Source organism: Muriicola sp. (assembly GCF_049669965.1).
GTDB lineage: Bacteria > Bacteroidota > Bacteroidia > Flavobacteriales > Flavobacteriaceae > Muriicola.
The window spans coordinates 1-24,360 of sequence record NZ_JBATLB010000262.1 but is presented as its reverse complement, the minus strand read 5'-3'; the positions used below and the strand labels follow the sequence as shown (position 1 = coordinate 24,360).

Annotated in this window: 9 protein-coding genes and 1 pseudogene; 7 read left to right on the top strand and 3 right to left on the bottom strand. The window is 44.1% G+C overall.

The genetic code is table 11. The annotated features are described in order from the left end of the window. Positions 1-276 precede the first annotated feature (276 nt). The 3 genes from WBM49_RS13190 to WBM49_RS13180 all read right to left on the bottom strand — a co-directional run bounded on the left by WBM49_RS13190 (position 277) and on the right by WBM49_RS13180 (position 15,519). Positions 277-780 carry a hypothetical protein gene (locus WBM49_RS13190; protein WP_424372516.1) on the bottom strand — a complete coding sequence of 168 codons (504 nt, stop codon included), beginning with the start codon at positions 778-780 and terminating at the stop codon, positions 277-279. Positions 781-986: 206 nt separating this feature from the next. After that, on the bottom strand, positions 987-3,089 hold the full coding sequence (locus WBM49_RS13185; RefSeq protein ID WP_424372515.1) for a DUF11 domain-containing protein: 2,103 nt from the start codon (positions 3,087-3,089) through the stop codon (positions 987-989). Between the two features lie 91 nt (positions 3,090-3,180). Further along, complete coding sequence (locus tag WBM49_RS13180) at positions 3,181-15,519, bottom strand: T9SS type B sorting domain-containing protein (protein ID WP_424372514.1); 12,339 nt, start codon at positions 15,517-15,519, stop codon at positions 3,181-3,183. 507 nt (positions 15,520-16,026) lie between these two features. Here WBM49_RS13180 and WBM49_RS13175 point away from each other — a divergent pair. The 7 genes and pseudogenes from WBM49_RS13175 to WBM49_RS13145 all read left to right on the top strand — a co-directional run. Next, positions 16,027-17,415, top strand: coding sequence for a glucoamylase family protein (locus tag WBM49_RS13175; protein ID WP_424372513.1), 1,389 nt, complete (start codon positions 16,027-16,029; stop codon positions 17,413-17,415). 35 nt (positions 17,416-17,450) lie between these two features. Then, the gene (locus tag WBM49_RS13170; protein ID WP_424372512.1) at positions 17,451-18,200 is read left to right on the top strand and encodes a ThuA domain-containing protein; all 750 of its coding nucleotides are present in this window, start codon (positions 17,451-17,453) and stop codon (positions 18,198-18,200) included. Between the two features lie 8 nt (positions 18,201-18,208). Next, positions 18,209-18,346 carry a hypothetical protein gene (locus WBM49_RS13165; RefSeq protein WP_424372511.1) on the top strand — a complete coding sequence of 46 codons (138 nt, stop codon included), beginning with the start codon at positions 18,209-18,211 and terminating at the stop codon, positions 18,344-18,346. A gap of 230 nt (positions 18,347-18,576) precedes the next feature. Further along, a complete protein-coding gene (locus WBM49_RS13160; RefSeq protein WP_424372510.1) occupies positions 18,577-18,747 on the top strand; it encodes a DUF6747 family protein in 171 nt (56 codons plus the stop codon). Between the two features lie 270 nt (positions 18,748-19,017). Continuing rightward, positions 19,018-20,232 carry a DNA polymerase Y family protein gene (locus tag WBM49_RS13155; RefSeq protein WP_424372509.1) on the top strand — a complete coding sequence of 405 codons (1,215 nt, stop codon included), beginning with the start codon at positions 19,018-19,020 and terminating at the stop codon, positions 20,230-20,232. 472 nt (positions 20,233-20,704) lie between these two features. Next, a complete protein-coding gene (locus tag WBM49_RS13150; RefSeq protein ID WP_424372508.1) occupies positions 20,705-23,743 on the top strand; it encodes a DNA polymerase III subunit alpha in 3,039 nt (1,012 codons plus the stop codon). 160 nt (positions 23,744-23,903) lie between these two features. Then, positions 23,904-24,360 (top strand): annotated as a pseudogene (locus WBM49_RS13145) (alpha/beta hydrolase); the annotation flags it as partial.

Sequence of the window (24,360 nt, the reverse complement as noted above, 5' to 3'; positions counted from 1 at the left end):
ATAAATAAGGCCTCCAATCAAGTAGCCATTAACATGCTTTTTACTGTAGTCTAATTTCATACGAAACTGTTTGCTAACGGCTTTGGCTATGATTTCGTTTTGTTTGCAGCGAGCCCGGTGGCTGGTTTCTTGCGGTTAGCAAGAAAAATTAACGGAGGCAAGGCGAAGCTGCTGTTCTTAGCGTTTAACCTGGTTCTTTGTTTAAAAATAGAACAAATATTTGAAGATAGGTTTAGCCAAAATGAATGATAGCCGTTGTTATGCACAGTCAAATTATTAGGTATTATTTTGAGAAAAATGCATTTTTTCGACAATATCATTTGAATCAAATTGTATAATTAGAACGGAATTTCCCCAGATCCAGACTTCTTCTTTGCCTCTGGTGTCTATGTCAAACATCTTTTCAACCTTCTTACGCTTATCTCCAATTTCAAGTCCATTGATATCAATACCCTTTTCTTCAATGAAGGCATCGGAAAGATAACAATGTCCTGCCCAAATTTGGTTTTTAGAAAATGTGAGCATGAAATCATCACACCCAAATTCCGCAATTATTTCAGGCCCTCCTCTCCATAATTTGTCTGGTTTTCCTAATTTTTCAACAAATTTGTTGTAATCAAATTTGTCATTTGTTGGCATGCCTTTTAAGGTAAACTCAGTTTTTAATATGAAAGATATGGAGTCAAGGGATGTTCGATGAGAACGTTCATCTGACTTTTGTTGAGCGATCCCTCGAATTGAAAAAATAATTAGGAGTAGAAAAAATATTTTACTTGTCAAAGAAATCTAATTAATTGTGCATAACTTGTTATATGCACACTAAAATAGTGTTTATCCCTTAATCTTTGCCGGATAAGAATACCTAACCAGATTCTTTATCCCACTATCATAATTCAAATGGGTTGAATTTATAAGACCTCTTACATAAAAGAAGCTCGCTTCTTTTTTAGATAAAGAACTCGACGTTTATGACGAGAATCCTTACCTCAAAATTTGTTTACCCGGATTGAAATCCTTCTGTTGGTAATCACGGTATTCGTGGGGATCATGTTCACTTGTACATTTACGGAAGGATTATCGGCAGTTATATTGGTATCTGTCTGGTCTTGTGAATTCGTAACAGTATTGACATGTGTTACCGTAGCTTGGGTAACATCATTGATCCTCGCCCTTGCTGATAGGGTCATCGTTACTGTCTGACCGCTCGTCATGGTACCAAGGTTCCAGTCTGGATAACTAAAGCTGCCAACCGGTACGGAGGCTGAAAGAAATTCAAGGCCATCCGGAAGGAGGTCTGTTATCACCAAATTGGTAACAGGATCATTGCCCAAACTTTCTACTCTAATTGTAAAGTTTACAACGGTTCCATCGGTGACCATACTATTATCAACGGATTTGTCTAATACTATGTCCGGATCACAATAGTATACCGCTATGGCGTTAGAATCATAGCTGCAAGGTCCTCTGGTAACCTCCAGATAATAATCCCCGGCCGTGGATGCCACATATGTTGCCGAGGTAGCTCCAGGGATGAGATTTCCATTCCCGTACCACTGATAGGCATCAAAGGTTTCTCCACTGGCAATTTCGAGAGAGGCCCCGGGCAAACAATTGTTACCTGTTATCTGCAGGTTAACATTGGGAGCGGTATCAAAACCGGAAAAATAACCGGCAATTCCTCTTGCTCCGTTATATCCAAAAAAACCTACCGCAATAGGTCCGGATGATTGTACGCTCACATCCCCGTTAAGGTTGGGAATATAAAACGTTTTCCAATCAGGACTTCCTGCAACCGGATTTGGAGCAGGAAGGCTTGCTAATCCGTTAGAATCTGTGACCACTATATTTGAATCAGGGGTTGTGGTTGCTGCTATAATAGTCACTCCACCTGTGAGATTTATTCCTGCTGCATTTCTAATATCCGGAATATTGTCCATAGTGTCTGGCAGCAGACAATTCACCGGGGCCACAAAATTAAGACCCTGGGTGTACACTTGGGTATCACCTGCGATACATTGATAAGCATATACATTTTTTGAAGTTTGTACAAACATATTGGCCCCTACCGAATTGGAGGAATAAAAGCTGCTGGGGATCTCAAAATATTCTCCGTTATTTATGGTTGCAATGGGGGTGGCCGATCCATTGACGAAAATCTGAGTATTATTGGCAATTCCGATAATCAGGGGAAATTCTGTGGCACCATCTGCACCCCCCCTTCCTCTTACAAAAACGTATTCCTTTCCAAGTTTGTTTTCTGGCACCGGCTGGTCTATTCCTGCATCCCGGTTGCTTTGATTTTCCTGCCTGCCGAAATTAAGAGAACCATTGCTGATGACAATATTTTTATCCGAAACTATTGAAGTTCCTATCCAACCATCCCGATGTGCGGGAGTAGGGTTGTTTCCGATGTAGGTTTCAAAGACAAAAGACTCATTGGCGTTAAGCACTATTTGATAGGTATCGGCTGTAATACCTGCCACATTATTCCCTACCCTGAATTCGCAATTAGGATCGTATCCAAAGACATCAATGGTGGTATTGTCTTCTGTTGCCATAATCCCCAGAGTGTTCGATTTTGACACATGACTCCCCAGATTGGGTACGCCCCCCCATTTAAAGTTTGTCCCTATGGCAGCTCTACCCTTGGAAGTTAATGAGGCCGCCTGAGAAGCAGATCTTCCTCTGTAGTTAACATAGAAATTATTCCCACTGGGAGCTACAAAGCGCAATCCGCTATTGGATAAAACTACCCCGGTATTGGCATTATCTACAAGAGTAATATTATTATCTCCATTCGCGAGATTATAAACCGCAGGGCTGGTCTTCGAAATGGTAAATGACGCTATTGGTGTACCATTCGTACCCAAATAGGCATTGACGGTAAATGCTGTGTTTTCCGGTGTAGACAGGTAAACCGCCTGTTGCTGGATAGCACCGTTATTCTGGCCTTGTTTAAGAGGGGGTAAGTAATGCAAATCACTTAACTGTGCAAAAGCCGGAGCGGAAAAACATAAGAACAGCAGAACGTAAATAAGGCCGCTGATTAGGCTCTTCTTCGGATTAGGGCATAGTTTATTCTCAGGCACTGTAAGTTTTTTATTTGAATCTATCTACCAGTTGGCTCGTTCGTATCAAGGCAGGTGTAACAGACATTTGCTCTACTCAGATGGGTATTACTTAACGATATAAAGTGAAATGTCCTATAAATTCACGTTGATCTTCTATCCCATTAAGTTTAAGGATATACCAATAATCTCCTGTGGGCAAGTCCTCTAATTGATAAGCTCCATCCCATCCATCCTGATTGCTTTTAAAAACATATAATGTCCTTCCATACCGGTCGTAGATCTTGATAAAAATGTTTGGATATTGTTCAATATTCCTCGGAGTCCATATGTCATTTTGACCATCTCCGTCAGGAGTAAAGAAGTTTGGAATTTCTACATCTATAAACTCCATGAATATTTCTTCGGTTATACTACAGCCGTTTTCATCCATTACAGTCACCTGATAGATTCCGGTTTCTCGGATGTAGTATTCACTTTCTTCGCTGGCGGGTTCCCCGTTAAAACTAAAGGTATAATTACCGGATCCTCCGTTGGCAGTTGCCACGATTTGGTTTATTTCACCCTCACTTAGTTGAAGTGTCAAAGGATCGAAAATGGTAATCTCAAATTCATAAGTGTTGGCACAGCCATTGCTGTGTAACACATTGATAATATGGGTGCCGCCCGAAAGGTTTTCAAATACCGGATCTAATTGCATTAAGGCGGAATCGTTCGTGTCCAGACCAAAAATCACCTCATTGATGATGGTTTGGTCCTCAAAAACAATTTGTACGGAATTTGAAGTGGAACCCATAGGATCACAAGCATATTCAACAATCGCCTCCCCGGCCAGGTTAACTCCACTCGCCACTTCAAAGACCTCTGTCAATTCACAACCGTTGGCATCCCTTATGAAAACAACGTGTAGCCCGCTGGCAAGGTTGCCGTAATCAAAGAGGTCCTGTACAAAGTCGGTATCCGTATTGCTGTCCAGGCTTGTGGAATATGGGGCAGTACCTCCTGATATTTGTAGGGAAATAGCACCGTCACTGCTTTCAAAACAAATTTCATCCGATACTGTTGAGATTACAGCTAAAGCCTCTGGCGCCGTCAAGGTAAACTCAATCAACTCAAAACAACCGTTGCTGTCCTGTACAATTACACTGTAATTACCAGGTGCCAGTTCAGTAAAGCTATTGCTTTCGTCAAATTGGTTCAGATTGGGCGAAATGGCAAATTGGTAATCTCCGCTTCCTCCAGACACATCTAGTACAATACTTCCGTCTGCTGCATCATTACAACTGATATCGGAAATCGTTGAGTTTACAACCAATGGCGTGGGTTCGTCTATTTGGACTTCCTCGGAAACTATTTGACAATCATTACTCTGTACCCCTATAAAATAAGTGCCCACTGCTAAATTGGCAAAGATACCAGAACTTTGATTGGGCCTTAATTCGGTGGTCAGGGCCGCGTCTGCAAAAAGCGCATATTGATAATTACCCAGGCCTCCATCTGCCCTTGCCTCTATTAAGGCTGTACTCTCTCCGTTGCAATTTACAGCAGCTCCAGAAATGTCCAGGGAGACCGTAAGGGACTCTATGGGATCCAGAACTATTGCATTGGAGTTTATAGAAATACAATTAAAGGAATCTCGTACAAAGTAACGATAACTCCCTGCGCTTACATTTTGAAACAGATGGGTGTCTGCTCCATTGATTTCGTTCATTGGATTAAAGGATATTCCATCAATACTCCAGGAATAAGGTGCCGTGCCACCTGAAGCAATCAATTCCAATTCAGCACCAGACAGGCAACTCTGAGGCTGAGTGGTAATAAGGAATGCCTCTACCTCTGTTGGGGCTATAATCTCAACAATGGAGGTTTCATAAGAACAGCCCATATCATCTAAGGCGATAATACTATAGAAACCAGCACCAATATTGTTGAAATCCTGACTTAGCTGGGAGGTGGTAGCACGCAAGAGTGTACTTCCCAGAATATCGTTATATGTATTAAGTATAAAGCGGTAGTTGGTACTGACATTCCTTGGATTAAGGCTGATAGATACGGAAGCATCTGTATCTCCTTCACAAACGAGCGCTGTTTGTGAAATGCCCCCGGTTATATTGTCGGGTAACAAGAGTCCAAACGCATTGGCAAATACCTGTGTGCACCCAAGGGCATCCGTAATGCTCACATTATATTGTCCCGCAGTCAAATTCTGGAACAACTGGCTATTTACTGAGGAAGCTGAACTGCTTGTGGCAGTGGTGCTATTCGTAAGGCTTATTGTATAGGGTGCCTGACCTCCTGTAGGAGAAATCAATGCACTTCCCTGGTCATTGGTACAGCCAACATCCACAAGGTTAATGCTATTGAGGGCAATAGCCGCTGCTGGAGTGGCAATACTGAACGATCTTAGCTGGCTGCATTCAGGGAAAGCATCTTGTACCACCTCTGCCAAATAATTACCGGCGGGAACACTAATAGGTGTAGTAGGGCCTAAATTTAAAGAGAACCCCGTCTCAATTGCAGGGCCGTCGTCAGAGCGGTCCGTGGGCGTGCCATTGGTACTGTATATATTCCAGCTGAAACCACCCACATAGGTTGCATCTGTAATGCTGATCCTGATACTGCCATCATCTCCGAAACAGACTGCATCGGCCAGTTTTTCAACAATAAGATCAAAAGTGTTTGGCTCTTCTACCAAATGATTGATAAACAGTTCACAACCTGTGCTTATATTTCTAACACCAAACGTATAGTTACCCGCCCCTAATGCTGTAAACTGATTTGATGCCTGATAGATGGTACCCGGCAGCTGTCTGAATTCATAATTCCCGGGGTTTGAGGTATAGTTGGTTAAGCTTCCGGTGGCGTCCAAACTAATGGTTTCCCCTGGATTACTGCAGCTTATGGGGTCGTCCACATTGATGCTGGTATTCAGCAATTCATCATAAGGAGCAATGGAAACCAGGGATTGTGCGGTACAGCCTTTGTCGTCAATAACCCTCACAAGAATATCACCACCGGTAAAATCGGAATGTATATAGGTTGGATTACTACCACTTTGGAGAATTGTGTTGGATGTGTTATCCTCAAATTCATATCGGACATAGTTTCCGCTCCCTCCTGCAATACTGCTAACGTCAAGAGTAACTGTGGCGTTCTCAGTACTATTACCGGCGGAGCAACCAAAAGGAGAGACAGTTGGTATTGCAAATGCAATTATAGCAGGCTCTGCAATGACCAAGTTGTTTATGCTGGTATCACAACCATTTTGCCCCGTAGCAATCACTTCATAGGTACCGGGAGGCAAGTTTTCGAAACGCCTGTTTACCGGATTAAAGGATGCTACATTGGGATTTAAGCTAAAGCTCAATGGGTTGATGCCATTGTTGTTTTCTTCAATACTGATTGTTCCGTCCGAGGCCCCTGAACAGCTTACATCTTTAGGATTTGCATTGAAACTTGGCTGGCTTGCTGCCTGGATATCTATGGTGAATGTTCTGGAACACTCGGGCCCGCTGGTATTGGCATCATAGATGTTCACCGTGTAGGTATCTGCTATTGTGGTAGATGCTGAATAGGGAGTTGGAGGCAAGGCTTGCCTCGAAACCAAGGTGCCCGAGATACCAATTATTTCATACTCATAATTTCCTGATCCCTGGCTTACCTCAAGCAAGATTTCTGCCTCATTACCAAAACCACACCCAAGGGTTTGTGACAGGGTTGCATTGGCCTGTAATGACTCATATACGGTAACGGAAGCTGTATCTGTACATCCGTTGCTATCTATGATGGCTACCGTATATGTTCCGGGTGCCACATTGGTAAAGACCCCACCATTATTCAGATAATTAGTGCCACCGTTAAGGGAATAGAAAATTTGAGCTGCAGTACTGCTTGCACTAATGACCACACTGGCCTGGGTACTGCAGTTATCCAAAACAATATTATCAATGGTAGGATTTGGAGAGAGGTTCATGGAGACAGTTCCCAAACCTATAGAACATCCAAATTGATCACTGACTGAAATAGTGTACGTGCCAGCGGGAGAATTCGCCGGAATTTCAATCGGGTTATCCATGGTTCCTGAAATTCCTGTAAAAGGTACAGGACCACTTACATCAAAGAAATACGTACCTCCGCCACCTGAAATATCTGGTATCTCAATAAGGCCAGGGCGGTCACAGCTGATATCCCTCGAGACAGTTGGGGTACCTGTTAGGGCATCCATTTCTTCCAGGAGTTCATTTTCAGAGGCACTTACACAACTAGGGACGGCACCGTCCATTTTGGTGACCTGAATATAATAATTTCCTTCACCCAGTGAATTGAAAGACAGGGTCTGTGGGGCAGCGAATGGTACATTACCACCACTATCGCTAACTAAAACAGGAGTGCCAGTTGAAATGTCATAGAATGACCATCGCATCTCTGTACCCGGAGAAACAACATTTTCCTCAATAGTATACGTGATGCTTCCGTTGTTGCTGCCATTACAAGATGGGGTGAGGGAGGAGGTGATTCCCAAAGGCGGGGTAATCAGGTTATTGACATTCACATCACTTTGTCTCACACATCCTGCCGCATCACGCACATAGAAGGTATATGTTCTTCCGGGAATCAATCCGGTAAAGACATAAGGGGTCAAAGCATCCCTGGCCGGAGTGGTCCACGGGTTAACCGGGCTAAGAGGATCAAAATTGGAAGCATCCTCAGAATAGGTGTATTGGTAGTCCGGGGTGCCTTCCGCTCCCAGAACTGTGACTTGTAGTTCGTTGCAGTTTACCACCAGGGCAGAAATGGTTATATCTAAGTCGTCTAGTGGGAATGGAATAACAAACTGTGGTAAGTCTGTCTGGCAAATGGTATTTCCAAAACCATCAACGGTCCTCAACGAGGGATAAACACTATTTCCAGATAGATATCCCCTGAATTGATCGGATGCCTGCCAGTTAGCACCTCCGTCATCACTAAATTCAATTGTTCCCAAGGTGGTAGGGTAGCTCACCAGGTCAAAGCCAAAGTCGGTCAGTATTCCCGTACAGCTGGCAGGGGTAATTCCGATCACATCAGCTGTTAGTTCATCGGGATTATTAATAGTTATTGGGGTATCTGCAACACTACAACCATATTGATCGGTTACAGTAATGGTATAATTCCCGGGCATTAGGTTGTAAAAATCATAGGTGTTGGTCAAGACATTGTTTACCACCTGGTCTGATGCTCCTCCATTGTCCAGATCGAGCAGTTCAATGGTAAAGGGGGCGTCACCGGCAGTAATGTTACTGCTTATGGCACCGAGACCGTCATGACATTCAGGATCCGTAGCCGTGGTCGTAAAGGACAGCACGGGTGCATTTGCCACGCTTACCAGTTCCATATATTGACAATAAGGTGATGTACCGTTATTGTCACGGACGTACACATCGTAGTCTCCCACGCTTGCGCTATTCACTACAAAGGAGTTTGAGGCTCCAAAATCTGTATCCAGTACAGGAGATCCTGTTGTTAAAAACGCATAGACAAAATTACCATCTCCTCCTGTGGGGCCTACTGTTATGCTTCCGTCTGCGCAGCTGGTGACATCAACAACCGTTAACTGTGCCGATAAATTTGGATTAATAGCTACCGTTTCAATGGCTGAGGCACAGCCATAGATATCAGAAACCTCCAGGGTGTAAGATCCACTAGAGAGACCACTAAAGGTATAAGCCGTGGCTGAAGATGGTGTAGGTGTTAACCAGGCACCACCATTGATCCTAAAAGTGTAATTTCCGTTTCCGGAGGAGACCGTTGCGGTAATGGTTGCATTGTTCAATCCATCGTAGCAAGCGGTAGCAGATGTCGTAAATAAAATGGCCTCTGGAGGGGTAACTGTCACCAAGGTGGTAGTAATTTCTTCGCAACCATTGGTATCACGTATCCGTATCTGATAATCTCCATCGGTTATATTGGTAAAGACGGCATTTGATTGAAAGGCTGCTATAGGAGTTCCCATAGCATCTTCAAGTTGGTATTCATAACCTGGGTTGCCTCCTGTGGCCGCTGCTTCCAAAGTGGCTCCTGAATTGAAACAGGTATATGCCGATGTTACTAGCAATTGCGGAACAATTGCTGCAGGCTCTGTTACCGTAAAGGGGAAATTTACTGAACAGCCGGGTTCATCTGCTTTCCTTACTAAAATCGTATAAGTTCCATCAGCAAATATGGCTGCCGTAGTAACCGGAGTGGTTAGTGATGCTATCCAATTAGTGCCTCCATCAAGAGAATATTCAAAACCGGCTACGGAATCAAAATTAGCTACTTCAAAGCGAATCGAACCATCTGTACTTCCATTACAACTGGGGTCTGTAACGCCCAGTAATTGGGCATCGAATGCCTGGTTGGGTTCAACCACCACAACAAAATCCTGAGTTCTTTCACATACTTCAGGCAACTGCACTGCCTGAATGTCGTCAAGGATCAGATCGTTTCCAAAATCACTGTTCAGGTTGCTGCGCAAAACAATGTCCACTGTGGTGTTTACTCCCGGATCAAGATTGAAAGTGAAATTGTGCCAGTCATCCGCATTGTTGTTTTTTGGAACATCGCCCGTGGTGGCACTTGCCAGTATGTTACCGGAGGTGTCAACCAATTCAATCAGAACATCAGGATTGTTTCCGTTGGCGGAGGTTCTCAATAAGTTGTATGCCCAGAAAGAAAGGTTTATGGGTTGGTTAGGCAGTACTTCAATTCCCCTACGGGCCCAAAGGATACCGTTATCGCCTGCTAAAGTGCTTACATCAATGGAAAGGAATCTTCCATTGGCAAGACCGGAGTGATCATTTGGGCTAAGCCATGCGGGAATGGGGTTGGTCACAAAATTAGTAACGGTGTACTCCCCATTTACCAGGATCCCTGCCGGACCTAAATTACAGGCGGTTGTGGTCCCATTTTGGGGTTCATAGCAATATCCCGGCCCTATTTCTCCTATCTGGGTTGTTGGCCCGGCACCGAAATTTTCAAAAAACAGTGTGCTTTGGTTTGGGGTGATGCTACTGGAATACCCAACACTTACCGTATAGGTTCCGGTTGAGGTACTTGCAAAAACATTATTGTCTGAGGGGGTGTTTGGCGTGCCATCCAGACTGTAACTATAGGTAAAATCAGTAGTATTAGACGATGAAATCGTTATGGTTCCTAAACCGTCACAAGCGTAAGATACGTCGGCGCTAAGATTGGGATTCGCAACTACTGCAGGGACAGTTAGGTCCATATCATAGGTACAACCCAATATATCTCTTACCAACAATTGATAGTTGCCGGAGGCAAGATTTCGTTCATTGATGGCGCTAAAACTGCTTCCGCCATCAAAGCTGTATTCATAGGGGGCCTGGCCGCCGTTGGCGTTTAGAATTTTCACCAGGGCGCCACTTGGATTACAGGAGGCATCCTCTACAATAGCTGCTGAGGCGGTCAATCTAAAGGGCTGGTCAATTTCATAATTTATGGTTTCTACACAACCACTACCACCGTTACCACTGGAGTCCATTACGGTAATGGTGTATAATCCGGCAGCCAGGTTTACAAACGTATTGCTACCTTGGTAAATGGTGCCACCATCCAGACTGTATAGATAAGGTGCCGTACCACCTGTAACGCTTATGTTTAGTGAAGCTGTAGAGGAATCTGCACATATAATTCCCGCATCGGTTGCAGAAACCGAAAGTCCGCCCACTTCATCAACCCGTACACTGTTGGATATGGTATAACATCCATTGTCATCAAATACGATAAACTCGTAATCTCCATCTTCATTAGGATAATATACCGCAGGGGATCCCCTATATCCAAATAAGAAGTTTGGATTGGTCTGCATTGCTGATGGGGGTACAGATGAAGGATCGGAGTAAAGGTCTACTCCATCTTTGCTCCATACGGCCATCCGGTAATCGGGATTCGGACTACCACCATTTGGTGATAGGGTTACAATACCTGCAGTACAACTAATGTTTTCGGTAGTTGAGGCGATCAGGGTTAATTCTGGTATTTCCCCAACCGTAATTTGCTGGGAATCTGTACAACCATCCGAAGTGGTGGTTATCACTATATAATCTCCCGGATTAATATTTGTAAAGGTGTAGGTATTGTCATTCGATGCCACCCGATTGTCAATAAATGTTCCAAGTCCGCCATTACTGCCATCATCCAGCCTTAATTCGTAATTGTAGTTTGGCAACACATTAAGGGCCTGTATTGTTATGGTGCCCAACTGATCACAATCTGCTGTGGTTGAGGTAAGGTTAACCTGATAGTCCCTCTCAAGAATCCCAATTTCTTCTGTTTCAAAAATACAGCTTCCGGTCAGTGGGTCGCCCGTCACAGGATTTAATTGAGTCACCTGAATTTTATAGGTTCCACTGGTGTTAATGTCAAAATTAGGGCCGTTGTCTGCGGAAAAGGGAACCACTATGGTATTGTTTGTCGCATCGAGCAGTTGAAATCCGTAATTGGAGCCAATATTAGTGATCCTTATCGTACCCGGAGTACTGCAAAGAATGTCTGTGGCATTATGTTGAATGTCTAGGGTGTTTTTATAGATATCAAAGAAATATCGGTTGAAACAACCATTTTGATAATTGATCACCACCCGATATTTGCCACTCTCAGTAAAGGTGTAGTTATCCTGTGTGGCCAGATTATTCCAGATGCAACCACTGTTCTTATTGGCACAATCATCTCCGGCATCCGCACAACTCGTTTCGTCCAGTTTTTGCCAAACAATGCTCTGAGCATCGGTGATGCCCAATTGTATGGAGGCTTCATCATTTTCTCCGCACAAAAATATTTGTGGCAAAAGGTCCCCATCAATTGAACAAGTAACTATGTCGCCCTGAAGGTCATTATCCGGATTGCTGTCTGCATTGACCTGATTGAGATAATCAATAATTGGATTGGTCTGATTGCTTCCAAATGGTGCTACGGTAATCAATTCGACCAGGTCCGGGCAATTTCCGTTGTCTGATTTTTCTACGATGTAATTCCCCGTGTTCGTCACCAGTAGTGTCCTTGGGTTACCATCAGGATCCCCGTCGTTTAAAAGGGTATCTGCACCATCAATCTGGCCATTGCCATTTACATCAATTGCCCAGGTATAGTTGGCAAAACCGTCACCGGCACTAAGGACCACATCGTTCCCACAGAGTTGCACAGTTCTTGCCTGACTGCAATTGACCAGGTCGTCCAGGATATTGTTGTTGCTTACCTGAGGGGTGAAATTACAGGGGAAATTATAGTTTGCGCCTTCTTCGTCCGTAAATACTGTGGAATTCAAGACTCCTTGAAATGTAGAGTAGGCGTTATTTTGAAGTTGTGAAGAACATGCATCCACAAAATCGGAACAATTCCCTGAAAGGGTTACTGTAATTCGAATACTGTATTCAGGATCACCAATTTCAACCAGATTGTCGGGAACTTCAAAAGTAATGATATTGGTATTCAGATCGTGGTTTACGCTGGTCCCCGGTGCATTCGATACATCTATATTGTCTACGGTAACATTGTTGGGAAGGATATCCCTGATGATGTAGTTGATAGCATCGTCATCACCTGTATTTCTGAAGCGCAGTACATATTGATAAGTCTGGCCAAGGTTAACCCCCTGCCCGTTGATATCATTCCCTCCCAGGTCTTCAGAGGTGTTGCCCAGTAAAATTTCCGGGGCATAAACCCGAATATAGGAAGCGGTTGTAACAGTACCATCCGAAGGGTCAACTACGGGCACACCTGCTCCATATTCTCCTCCATCACCTCCATCGGCATCATTGTCTTTGTAATATTCATTGGCATCACTGCAGCCGTCACCATCGCTATCGAGATCGAGAGAACTGGGAATACCATCCGAGTCGGTATCACAACCTGCAGTCAATAATGTCCCGCGCATGTTTGTAGGGCCAATTACAGCCTGACCTATGGTAATAGTGTTATTTCCCGAAGGATTCCACGCCACTGTAGCGGCGGAAGAAGTTAAAACCATGGGTTCCAGGATGCCGTTAGAAGATCGTATTCCGAAGAGTTCGAACCTTCCGAATTGATCAATGACTACTCTTAGTAATGGACTGCCATTGGTGCCTGTAAGGGTCCAAATATTGGGGTTCCCACTTTCGCCATAGGTAGTACCATCCAGAAACCTCGCAAGGTTGCCAGGAGAACCATCTTGAAATTGAATTTCACCGGCAACATCATTACCATTTATTTGAAGGTTAAAAGAGTTGTCTAAGTCGAAGATATCAAGCAACAAATAGTTGTTATTCGTAATCAAGCTACTTGTATGGGTATTCCCATTGGAAATATTAAACAACAGGGAGGCACATTCCTCTTCATCATAAACCCCATCATTATCATCATCAAGGTCGGTAATATCTATTACCCCGTCATTATCAAAGTCGTTATGTACATAGAGGTGTGCCGAAGGACTGTCCAGGGTAATGTTAGCGTCTATCTGATCTTGTGAATTAAAGGCGGTATTCGTAAGACTTAAAAGGGGCAGTAGATCTATTTCATCTGCCTGAACTTCTATCTCCAAAAAAGCGGTTTCCCCTCCATTCAGGCTCCCAATATTCCAGGTGTTACCGCTCCAGTTTCCCTTAAGGGTAAAGGTAGACAGTAAAGTGAGGCCTGCTGGGATATCATCTGTGATTGTAAGGTTGGTAATAGGACCCACGCCCAGATTCCTAACCTTAATAGTATATGTAGCCGTTTCGCCCTCCATGATCTCGGTCTCGTCTACGGTTTTTTCAACAACCACATCAGGATCGCAATAGTAAGCGGAAATAGATTGGGAATCATACGTACAGGGGCCTTTAGTACCGCGCACAAAATAGTCTCCAGCGATTGTAGGGGCATAGCTGGGGCCATTCTCCCCGGGGATCAACTGACCATCGCCATACCATTGATACGCATCAAAATTACCTGTAGCTTCAAAAATAGTAGAGCCTACAAAACAGCCACTACCCCCTGCAATTTCCAGGGTAACCTCGGGGACGGTATCAAACCCGGAGTAGTATCCGGCGACCCCTCTGGCTCCGTTATATCCAAAAAATCCCACGGCGATAGGGCCAGTAGATTGTATACTTACATTGCCATTTAGGTTGGGAATAAAAAATGTCTTCCAATCAGGAGAACCTGCCACCGGGTTAGATGCAGGAAGACCAACAACTCCACTCCCGTCGGTAACGGTGATATTTGCATCCGGAGTATTTACTGCCGCAATAATGGTGACACCCCCATTGACCAGGGTTCCAGCCATATTTCTAATATCCGGGATATTGTCCATCACATCTGGCAGCAGACAATTTACAGGGGCAACAAAATTTAAGCCCTGTGTATAGACCTGGCTTGCACCTGCCATACATTGATAGGCATATGCATCCTTGGAAGTTTGTACAAACATATTGGCCCCAACGGTATTGGAGGAATAGAATGTGCTGGGTACCTCGAAATATTCTCCATTATTGATGGTAATGATAGGAGTAGCGGAACCATTGATAAAGATCTGAGTATTATCTGCGGTGGCAATAATCAAGGGAAATTCTGTGGCGCCATTACTACCACCATTACCGCGTACGAATACGTAGTCCTTTCCCAGCCTGTTTTCGGGTACGGGTTGATCGATCCCCGCATCTCGGTTGTTGGCATTTTCCTGACGACCAAAGTTCATAGATCCGTTGCTGATGACGATGTCTTTGTCCGACTCTATAGAAGCTCCGATCCATCCATCCCTATGGGCAGGGGTGGGGGCATTGCCCACATAGGCTTCAAACACGAATGACTCGTTGGCGTTTAAGGTAATCGTATAGCTATCGTTGGTTAATCCGTACACATTATTGCCTTGGCGAAACCGGCAATTAGGATCATATCCAAAAACAGTAAAGGTTGTATTGTCTTCAGTGGCCATGATACCAAGGGTGTTCGATTTGGAAGGGTGCGATCCCAAATTAGGCACCCCGCCCCATTTAAAACGCCTCCCAAGTGCAACCCTGCCTTTTGAGGTAAGCGAAGCTGCCTGGGCAGAAGAATATCCGCGATAATTGACATAAAACCTATTTCCGCTGGGGGATTCAAACCTCAGACCTGAATTATTTAAAACAACGCCTGTATTAGTATTATTGACAAGAGTAATGTTGTTGTCACCATTCGGTAGGGAATAGACCGCCGGATTTAAATTAGAAATGTTAAAAGAGGCAACCGGTGTGGCTCCTGTTCCCCGATAGACATTAACCGTGAAAGTAACGGGTTCTGGAGTAGAAAGATATATAGCCTGTTGTTGTATTGCCTGATTGTTCTGTCCCTGCTTTAAAGGAGGCAGATAATGAAGGTCACTAAGCTGAGCATGGATAAAATTAGCCGTAATAAAGAACAGAAAAAATAGCAATCCCTTGGAGAGGGTACTCCTATTTATGTTACATTTTTTAGCCATTATGGATAAAGGGTATAGTTATTATTAACAAAAAAAAGGGCTTTATCTATGAATAACGAATATTTGTTGTGAATGCGGGAGATACAGATGTATAGACCACCAGAGGTTGTTGTGTTCGTCTTTGTAAGTCAAGAAGATTAAAGGAACCCTAATTGTAACGATGAAAAAAGACAGTCATTATCGAGATTGAATAAAACGATATAAATTTGATTTGTTTTAATCGGCTATGTTCTTAGGTGCCGCTGACATTTTTTGAAATCTAACAAAGAGCTTCTACTCGGTTTCTTTCGTCAAAGGATTGAAGGGCAATCATTTAGGAATTACATTCCACCCGAGGTACATTCTAAAGCCCTGAATTTATTCGGGGCTTTTTTATGGAGAAAAGTAAGTGTGGTTTCCCCCGATGGCTATCAATATCCAACCTTGGTGCTTTCATAGCCGTTATTTTGAATCTTGACTTTTTTCTCATGAAGTCTTACATTAACTTAAATAATTATATTTTTAAGGATGCAACTTCTTAAAAAAGGGTTCGCCCCTGTCATCAGAGTGTTTCTTTTCATTGGGTTCACCCTGTTTTTCATGTTGTTGTCTTGCTCCTCCAAAGGAGACAATACCGTAATTCTAAATTCAGATCCAGATATTTTTACTGTTGAATCACTTTCCGATGAAGCACTTCTGGATGAGGTACAGCGCCAGACATTTAAATATTTTTGGGATTTTGCACACCCTGTTAGTGGGATGGCCTTAGAACGTTCAGACAAAGATGCTTATGGGGTAGAAGGTTGGGAGATTGTTACAACCGGAGGTTCCGGCTTTGGCATCATGGCTATGATAGTCGGAGTTGAACGAAATTTCATAAGCAGGACAGAGGCCGTGGAGCGGCTGCATACTATCACGGATTTCTTACTGAATGGAGATCGTTTTCACGGGGCATTTCCACATTGGTATTACGGCAGTACCGGAAAGGTGAGACCCTTTTTTACAGAAGATAATGGAGGCGATATTGTAGAAACTTCTTTTATGATCCAGGGCCTGCTCACGGCAAGGCAATATTTTAATGAGGAACTTCCTGAAGAGTCGCTTCTGCGAGATAAGATCAATCAATTATGGAACGAAGTAGAATGGGAATGGTATACCAACGGTCAGGAGATATTAACCTGGCACTGGTCTCCCAACTATGAATGGACCATCAACCACCAGATTAGAGGATATAATGAAGCCCTGATCACTTATGTATTGGCATCTTCTTCCCCCACGCACCCAATAGATACCTCAGTTTATGATGTTGGATGGACTTCAGGCAACCAATTTTATAATGGACAACAGTATTATAATCAGTGGCAATTACCACTGGGACCTGATTATGGAGGTCCTCTATTCTTTGCCCATTATTCCTTTTTGGGTTTGGATCCAAGAGGTTTACAAGATCTCTATGCTAACTATTGGGAGCAAAATGTAAATCACACTCTGATTAACAGAGCGTATTGTCTGGAAAACCCAAAGCAATATTTGGGCTATGCAGAAGATAGTTGGGGTCTTACAGCAAGCGATAACCGTCTGGGATATTCGGCCCATAGTCCTACCAATGATCTGGGGGTCATTTCACCAACCGCGGCTATTTCTTCCATGCCATATACACCAGAGTATTCAATACAGGCTATGCGTAATTTCTATGAGAATTATGAAGGCAAATTATGGGGTCCATATGGTTTCTATGATGCCTTCAATCTTACTGAAAATTGGGTTGCTTCTACTTATCTAGCTATTGATCAGGGGCCCATTGTTGTGATGATTGAAAATTATAGAACCGGACTTTTATGGGACCTGTTCATGTCTTGTCCGGAGGTGCAAACAGGATTATTAAAGCTGGGATTTACAAGTCCCCACCTCAAATAGACTTATTATATTTATCAAATTATAAACCATCACCTATGAGATCTGCTATTCTCCTTTTTACAATTCTTGCCGTTGCTTTTGTCTTCAATGGCTGTTCAAAAAAGGAAAAAATAAATGTGCTCGTTTTTAGTAAAACAGAGGGTTATAGACATGAATCTATTTCGGCCGGGAAAGATGCCTTAACGAAAATGGCTAATGAAAAAGATTTTAAGGTTGTGTTCACTGAAGATGCGGAACAATTCAACGAAAGAGAATTAAAAAAATACAATACCGTACTTTTTCTCAATACTACCGGAGATGTTTTAAATGAAGCACAACAAAATGCCTTTGAGCGCTATATTCAAGCGGGTGGTGGCTATGTTGGGGTACACTCAGCAACCGATACCGAATACGAATGGCCATGGTATGGAGGCCTGGCAGGAGCTTATTTTCTTGATCATCCCAGTGATCCCAGCAATGTGCAAAAAGGGAAGTTTACAGTAACGCAAAAGGACCATTGGGCCACCAAAGGCATGCCGGATGAGTTCGAAAGGGAGGACGAGTTTTACAGTTTTAAAAACATTTCTCCCAACATTAATGTGGTCCTTACCATAGATGATAAAAGTTATATTGGTGGCAGTAACCCGGAGTATCACCCTATGAGTTGGTATCAGGAATACAAGGGAGGCAGATCTTTCTACACGGCCATGGGCCATACCAATGAAACCTTCGAGGAACCACTTTTCTTGAATCACCTCTGGGCGGGAATACTATACGCTGCTGGAGGGGATGCGCCAAGCCCTTAGATTAAGCCATGGCAAGACCCGAAGAGAATCGTTTTAATAAGGTGATCCTCGAAGAAGGATTGGATGACCCCAAGGTATTGAAGACCCTTGCTAAGATCCCTGTACTTCCCCGTGGCACGGTTCTTACCCTTAACTATCGGTTCTAGGGAGATCTTCTTTGGTTTTTTTCTAATGCAGTTTATCGATGACCACATGTAGAATAACGGATTGTAAGATTACTTATCAAATCGATAAACGGTATAGTCTCATGGATATTTGTTCTGCAGTGTGTCATTCATCTCTTTTTCTTTCACCTAATCCAAAAATACTACCTCTGATACAATAGGGTCATAGCTTTGTAAGTGTAAGTATGAATTGAACCTATAATTGGACAGGTATGAAGACACTTTTACTTTTTAAAGAGATTTATTCAGAAGCATTCAAGGCGATAGAAAACTTTTTTGTGCGAAGATTTTTTAAAGGTTTCGCGTGGTTTAGTTTGATCATGTTCTTGGTGGTGTTATATGCTTTTGTATACAGACTCTTAACCGGTTTTCCGTTTGATTAACAGGAAATTGGTTTAACTATAAAAATATGCGGAGAAAGTTCGATATCATTGACGCGTTTATCGTGGTGGGCTGTTTATTTATTTCTATCATGGTATTCCTCATCATCAGGGCCTTTCAGTTGTTGTAAGAAATAATGACCAATCATTAACTACCCTATATAGGCTGCACAACTATTGTGTGGCCTTTTCTTATTTCAGATAAAGATTAAATATGGAAAAAATCCATAAAAAAGGAAATATTCCATATATTAGCTATCCTTTTTGGATAGTATGCAAAAGACCATTTTACATCTGGACCTCGATACATTTTTTGTATCCGTAGAACGCCTTATTAATAGCGAACTCAAGAATAAGCCCCTGTTGGTTGGGGGTACGAGCGACCGTGGGGTAGTAGCCGCCTGTAGTTACGAGACCCGTGGCTTTGGGGTGCATTCTGGCATGCCCATGAAAATGGCAAGGGAACTCTGTCCTGAAGCAGTAGTGATACGAGGTAATGCGGGCACCTATAGTAAACATTCCGATCTGGTCACTGACATCATCAAGGAGAAGGTACCCCTCTTTGAAAAGTCGAGTATCGACGAGTTCTACGCAGACCTTTCCGGGATGGACCGTTTTTTTGGCTGCTACCAGTACGCGTCCGAACTCCGGAAGGAGATCACCAGGGAAACTGGCCTACCCATTTCTTTTGGCCTGTCTGTTAACAAGGTAGTGTCTAAAGTGGCTACCAACGAGGCCAAACCCAATAACCAGTTGAAGGTAGATTTTGGGTACGAAAAACGTTTTCTGGCCCCACTATCCATCAAAAAGATCCCCATGGTAGGAGATAAGACCTACCAAACCCTCCGGAACCTTGGCTTGCGGCAGGTGAGGACCATACAGGAAATGCCTATGGATGTTATGCAACGGGTATTGGGGGCCAACGGCAGGGTCATCTGGAAACGTGCCAATGGGGTAGATAATACCCCTGTGATCCCTTTTTCGGACCGCAAATCGATCTCTACAGAACGCACCTTCGACAAGGATACTATAGATGTTATTAAACTCAGGGGCATTTTAATTGCCATGACAGAGAACCTGGCCTACCAGTTACGGCGAGGGGAAAAACTAACCGCCTGTATTGCGGTAAAAGTGCGCTATTCAGATTTTAACACCTATTCCAAACAAGTGCGTATCCCCTACACCAGCGCGGATCATATCCTGATCCCCAGGATCCTGGAATTGTTCAACACCCTCTACAACAAGCGGATGCTGGTACGCCTTATCGGGATCCGGTTTAGCTATTTGGTGCCGGGGAATTATCAGATCAATTTGTTCGAGGATACGGAGGAGGCCCTCAATTTATATGCCGCCATGGATCATCTCCGGGAGCGTTTTGGGGACAAGAGCGTGCTCCGCGCCTCGGGGATGGGGGCCAAGACCATTGGGAGGATGGCAAATCCGTTCAATGGGCAACCACCAATTATTCTTGCACATCGCAAGCAGTGAACTGTTTTTATTGCTTCCCTTTTCTTTGCTCGTCCAAAGAAAAGGGAGAAAAGAAAAGACGCCTTATCTGAGGAATTTTTATCTGCCTATTGCAGATAAAACCGGCCTCGAAACCTCGCCATCCCGCCTTTGGCGGGACGAGTACCATTGTCGGTTTCTCGGTCCTATTCTGTAGATAAGGGAGACATATAACAAAGTTTAGTATTAACATAAACGTAATGGATATGCCGACTCGAAAAAATAACAGTTGGATTTATGTAGCCCTTTATCGTCAGCGAAAGAGACAAAGTGCGTTAAGGATCGCCGAAACCTTGTAGGCGATCTAGGAATTTGGCTCTGGTTTTAATGCTTGCATTAAAATCGCCTACGAGAAAGTGCCTTTTTCTTTGCTTCGTTTCTTTTGGGCAAGCAAAAGAAATGAAGAGGAAAGAGAAAAGAGAAGGCAAAAAGGAATGAAGAGAGAAAGAAAAAAATGTATTTAAACTGCCACACCTACTACAGCCTGCGTTACGGAACCTTTTCCGAAGTAGCCCTTTTGGAGCTGGCCAGGGAGCACGAGGTTACCCGCCTGGCCCTTACTGATATCAACAACACTTCGGCCTGTCTTAATTTTGTTAGAAGAGCCGCAGACTTTGGCATACATCCTATTTTGGGGATCGATTTTCGCAACGGGGTAACGGCATGCTTTGTGGGGATCGCCAAAAACAATGAAGGCTATCGCGAACTCAACGCGTTCTTGTCAGAACACCTCCACCAGGAGAAAAAGATACCCAAACGGGCACCCGTCTTCCAACATGCCTATGTTATCTATCCTTTCGAAAAAGTATTGTTAAATGATCAGCATCATTTTTTAGACCACGAGTACATAGGTATCTCGGTTACAGACCTGAGGCGCCTGCCCTTTTCCAGGCTCATAGAATACAAGGACAAACTGGTGCTATTACAACCGGTTACCTTCAGAAATAAACGCGATTTTAATGCCCATCGTCTCCTGCGGGCCATAGACAGCAATGTGCTGCTGAGCAAGCTTCCCAAAGATGAGGAGGCTTCCTTTGAGGAACGGATGTTCTCTGTAAAGAACCTGGCGGAGGTCTTTTCTGAATATCCCTTTATCCTCCAAAATACGGAGCAACTCATGCGCAACTGCAGCATCCACTTCGATTTTTCCAAGGACCGGAAACCACAAAACCAGAGTACCTATCTGGATAGCAAAGAGGCCGATGAAAACCTGTTGGAGGAACTGTGTTACAAAGGGTTGCCCTACCGCTACCCGGAGGTGGATGAGCGTATTCGCGAGCGACTTGCAAAAGAATTACAACTCATCAAGGAAAAGGAGTTTGTCTCCTATTTCCTGATCAACTGGGACATTGTATCCGAAGCCAGAAAGCGCAACTTTTACTATGTAGGGCGGGGGAGTGGGGCCAATAGTATTGTGGCCTACCTCCTCAGGATCACCGATGTGGATCCTATTGAACTCGATCTCTACTTTGAGCGGTTTATCAATTTGTACCGGACCAATCCACCCGACTTTGATATTGATTTTTCCTGGAAGGACAGGCAGGAAATCACCCAATACATCTTTGACCGTTTTCAGCATGTCTCCCTTTTGGGGACCTATGTCACGTTTAAGTCGAGAGGAGTGATCCGTGAACTCGGAAAGGTGTTTGGCCTTCCCAAGGCGGAGATCGATTTTTTATGCGAGGGGCATTACAAGCCTTCAGATTTAGATGAGGTATCGCTTCTGGTCCTGAAGTATGGCAACCTTATTAAGGACATGCCCAACTACCTCAGCATTCATGCCGGGGGAATCCTTATCAGCGAACAACCATTACACTATTTTTCGGCCACTCACCTGCCGCCAAAAGGTTTTCCCACCACCCAGTTCGATATGGTGATCGCGGAAGACGTAGGCTTATACAAATTTGATATCCTGGGGCAGCGGGGTCTGGCCAAGATCAAAGAGGCCATTCAGATCCTGGCCCTCAATCAACCTGAGGAATACAAGCGTATCGACATCCATGACATCAAAAAATTCAAGCAAGATCCTCATATCAATAATATGATCAAATCTGCCCAGTGTATGGGGTGTTTTTATGTGGAATCGCCTGCCATGCGGATGTTGTTAAAAAAGCTGGAGGTAGACACCTACCTGGGATTGGTGGCTGCCAGCTCCATCATACGGCCGGGGGTGGCCCAGAGTGGAATGATGCGCGAATACATCCTGCGACACCGCAATCCGGGGAGGGCAGAAGAGAAGGGGCATCCGGTAATGTTGAGCATTATGCCCGAAACCTATGGGGTGATGGTCTATCAGGAAGATGTCATCAAAGTGGCCCATTATTTTGCGGGTCTTAGCCTGGGAGAGGCTGATGTGCTGCGCAGGGGAATGAGCGGGAAGTACCGCTCACGCGATGAGTTCCAGAAGGTAAAGGACAAGTTTGTGGAGAATTGCCGTAAGAAAGGATATGAAGAGACACTGATCGATGAGATCTGGCACCAGGTGGCCAGCTTTGCCGGCTATGCCTTTGCCAAGGGACACTCTGCCTCCTATGCAGTGGAAAGTTATCAAAGCCTGTTTTTAAGGGCCTACTATCCGCTGGAATATTTGGTAGCGGTCTTGAATAACGGGGGTGGGTTCTACCGTTCGGAATTCTATGTGCATGAAGCCCGGATGTTGGGGGCCACCGTGCATGCACCTTGTATCAATAAGAGCATTGCTGTGAATTGTATCTATGACAAGGAGATCTACCTGGGGTTTATGTATTTAAAAGAACTGGAGGGGAGGGTAATGGATCGTATCCTAAAGGAGCGGCAGGCCCATGGAAGCTTTGCTTCCCTGGAAGATTTTTTGGATAGGGTGTTGATCTCCATTGAACAGCTCAGTATTTTGATCCGTATTGATGCCTTTCGGTTTACCGGGATCAACAAACACGAACTGTTATGGGAAGCCCATTTATTTCTTTCCAAGGGAAATGCCGTAGACCACCCCAAGCTGTTCCCGCCAATCCATCAGGATTTTGAGATCCCCCGGCTGCATACTACGGATCTGGAAATGGCCTTTACCCAGCTGGAGTTGTTAAGCTTTTGTCTCTGCAGCCCCTTCCATTTGCTAAAAGAACCCCCTAAAAATAAAAATGGGAGCAGGGATCTGCCGTGTTACCTCAACCGGTATATAGATCTGTACGGGTATTTGGTCACGGTAAAGAACACCAAGACCCATAACGGCAAGCGCATGAACTTTGCTACCCTGGTAGACCAACACGGGGAGGTCTTTGATACGGTCTTGTTCCCCCCGGTAGCCGCTCAGTATTTTTTCAGGGGAAGGGGTATTTACCGATTTTATGGCAAGGTGGTAAGCGAATTTGGATTTTTGAGTATTGAGGTTATTAAGATGCAGAAACAAGATTACATACAGGATCCGCGCTATGCAGATATGAAGACGGCCAATAAAAAAGGGCCTTATGCAAAGGTCAGAACCGAGAAGAATGTATCGGACGAAGAGATGTTGTAAAGGAGTGCGGAGATCCATACATCGGGCAAAAAAGGAAACTAAACCAAAAGCTGCATTTCTCAGGCAACAATTAGATATCTTTGAGAGTAGACAACGTAGATCTATTCTGTTTACTAAAGCCATGAACAAAAGGAGTATCAAATATAGTACAATCCTTATCGTGGGATTACTTTCATTCTCATGTTCCTCCTCGTTTGAAGAAGTAGGGACTATTGTTGAGGTACCACCTATTGAGGAAGAGGAGACCTTGCCTTTAGAAGAACTTGCACTGCTAGACATATCCTATGGGCCCAGTCAGGAACAAGTGTACGATGTCTATCTACCCGCCAACCGTTCAGTTACTAAAACCAAGGTTATTCTCTTGGTCCATGGAGGCGGATGGATAGAAGGTGATAAAGATGCCATGACTCCTTTTATAGAGCTCATCAAAGAACGACATCCCAATCATGCCATCGTGAATATGAACTATGTACTGGCAAAGATCGCTCCGGGCGTTACCCCGGCATTTCCCAACCAATTCCTGGACATTGATGCTGTTATTGAAAAGCTAACGGCAGATAAGGAAGTGTTGCAGATCCTTCCGGAATTTGGAATGATCGGTACCAGTGCGGGGGCAC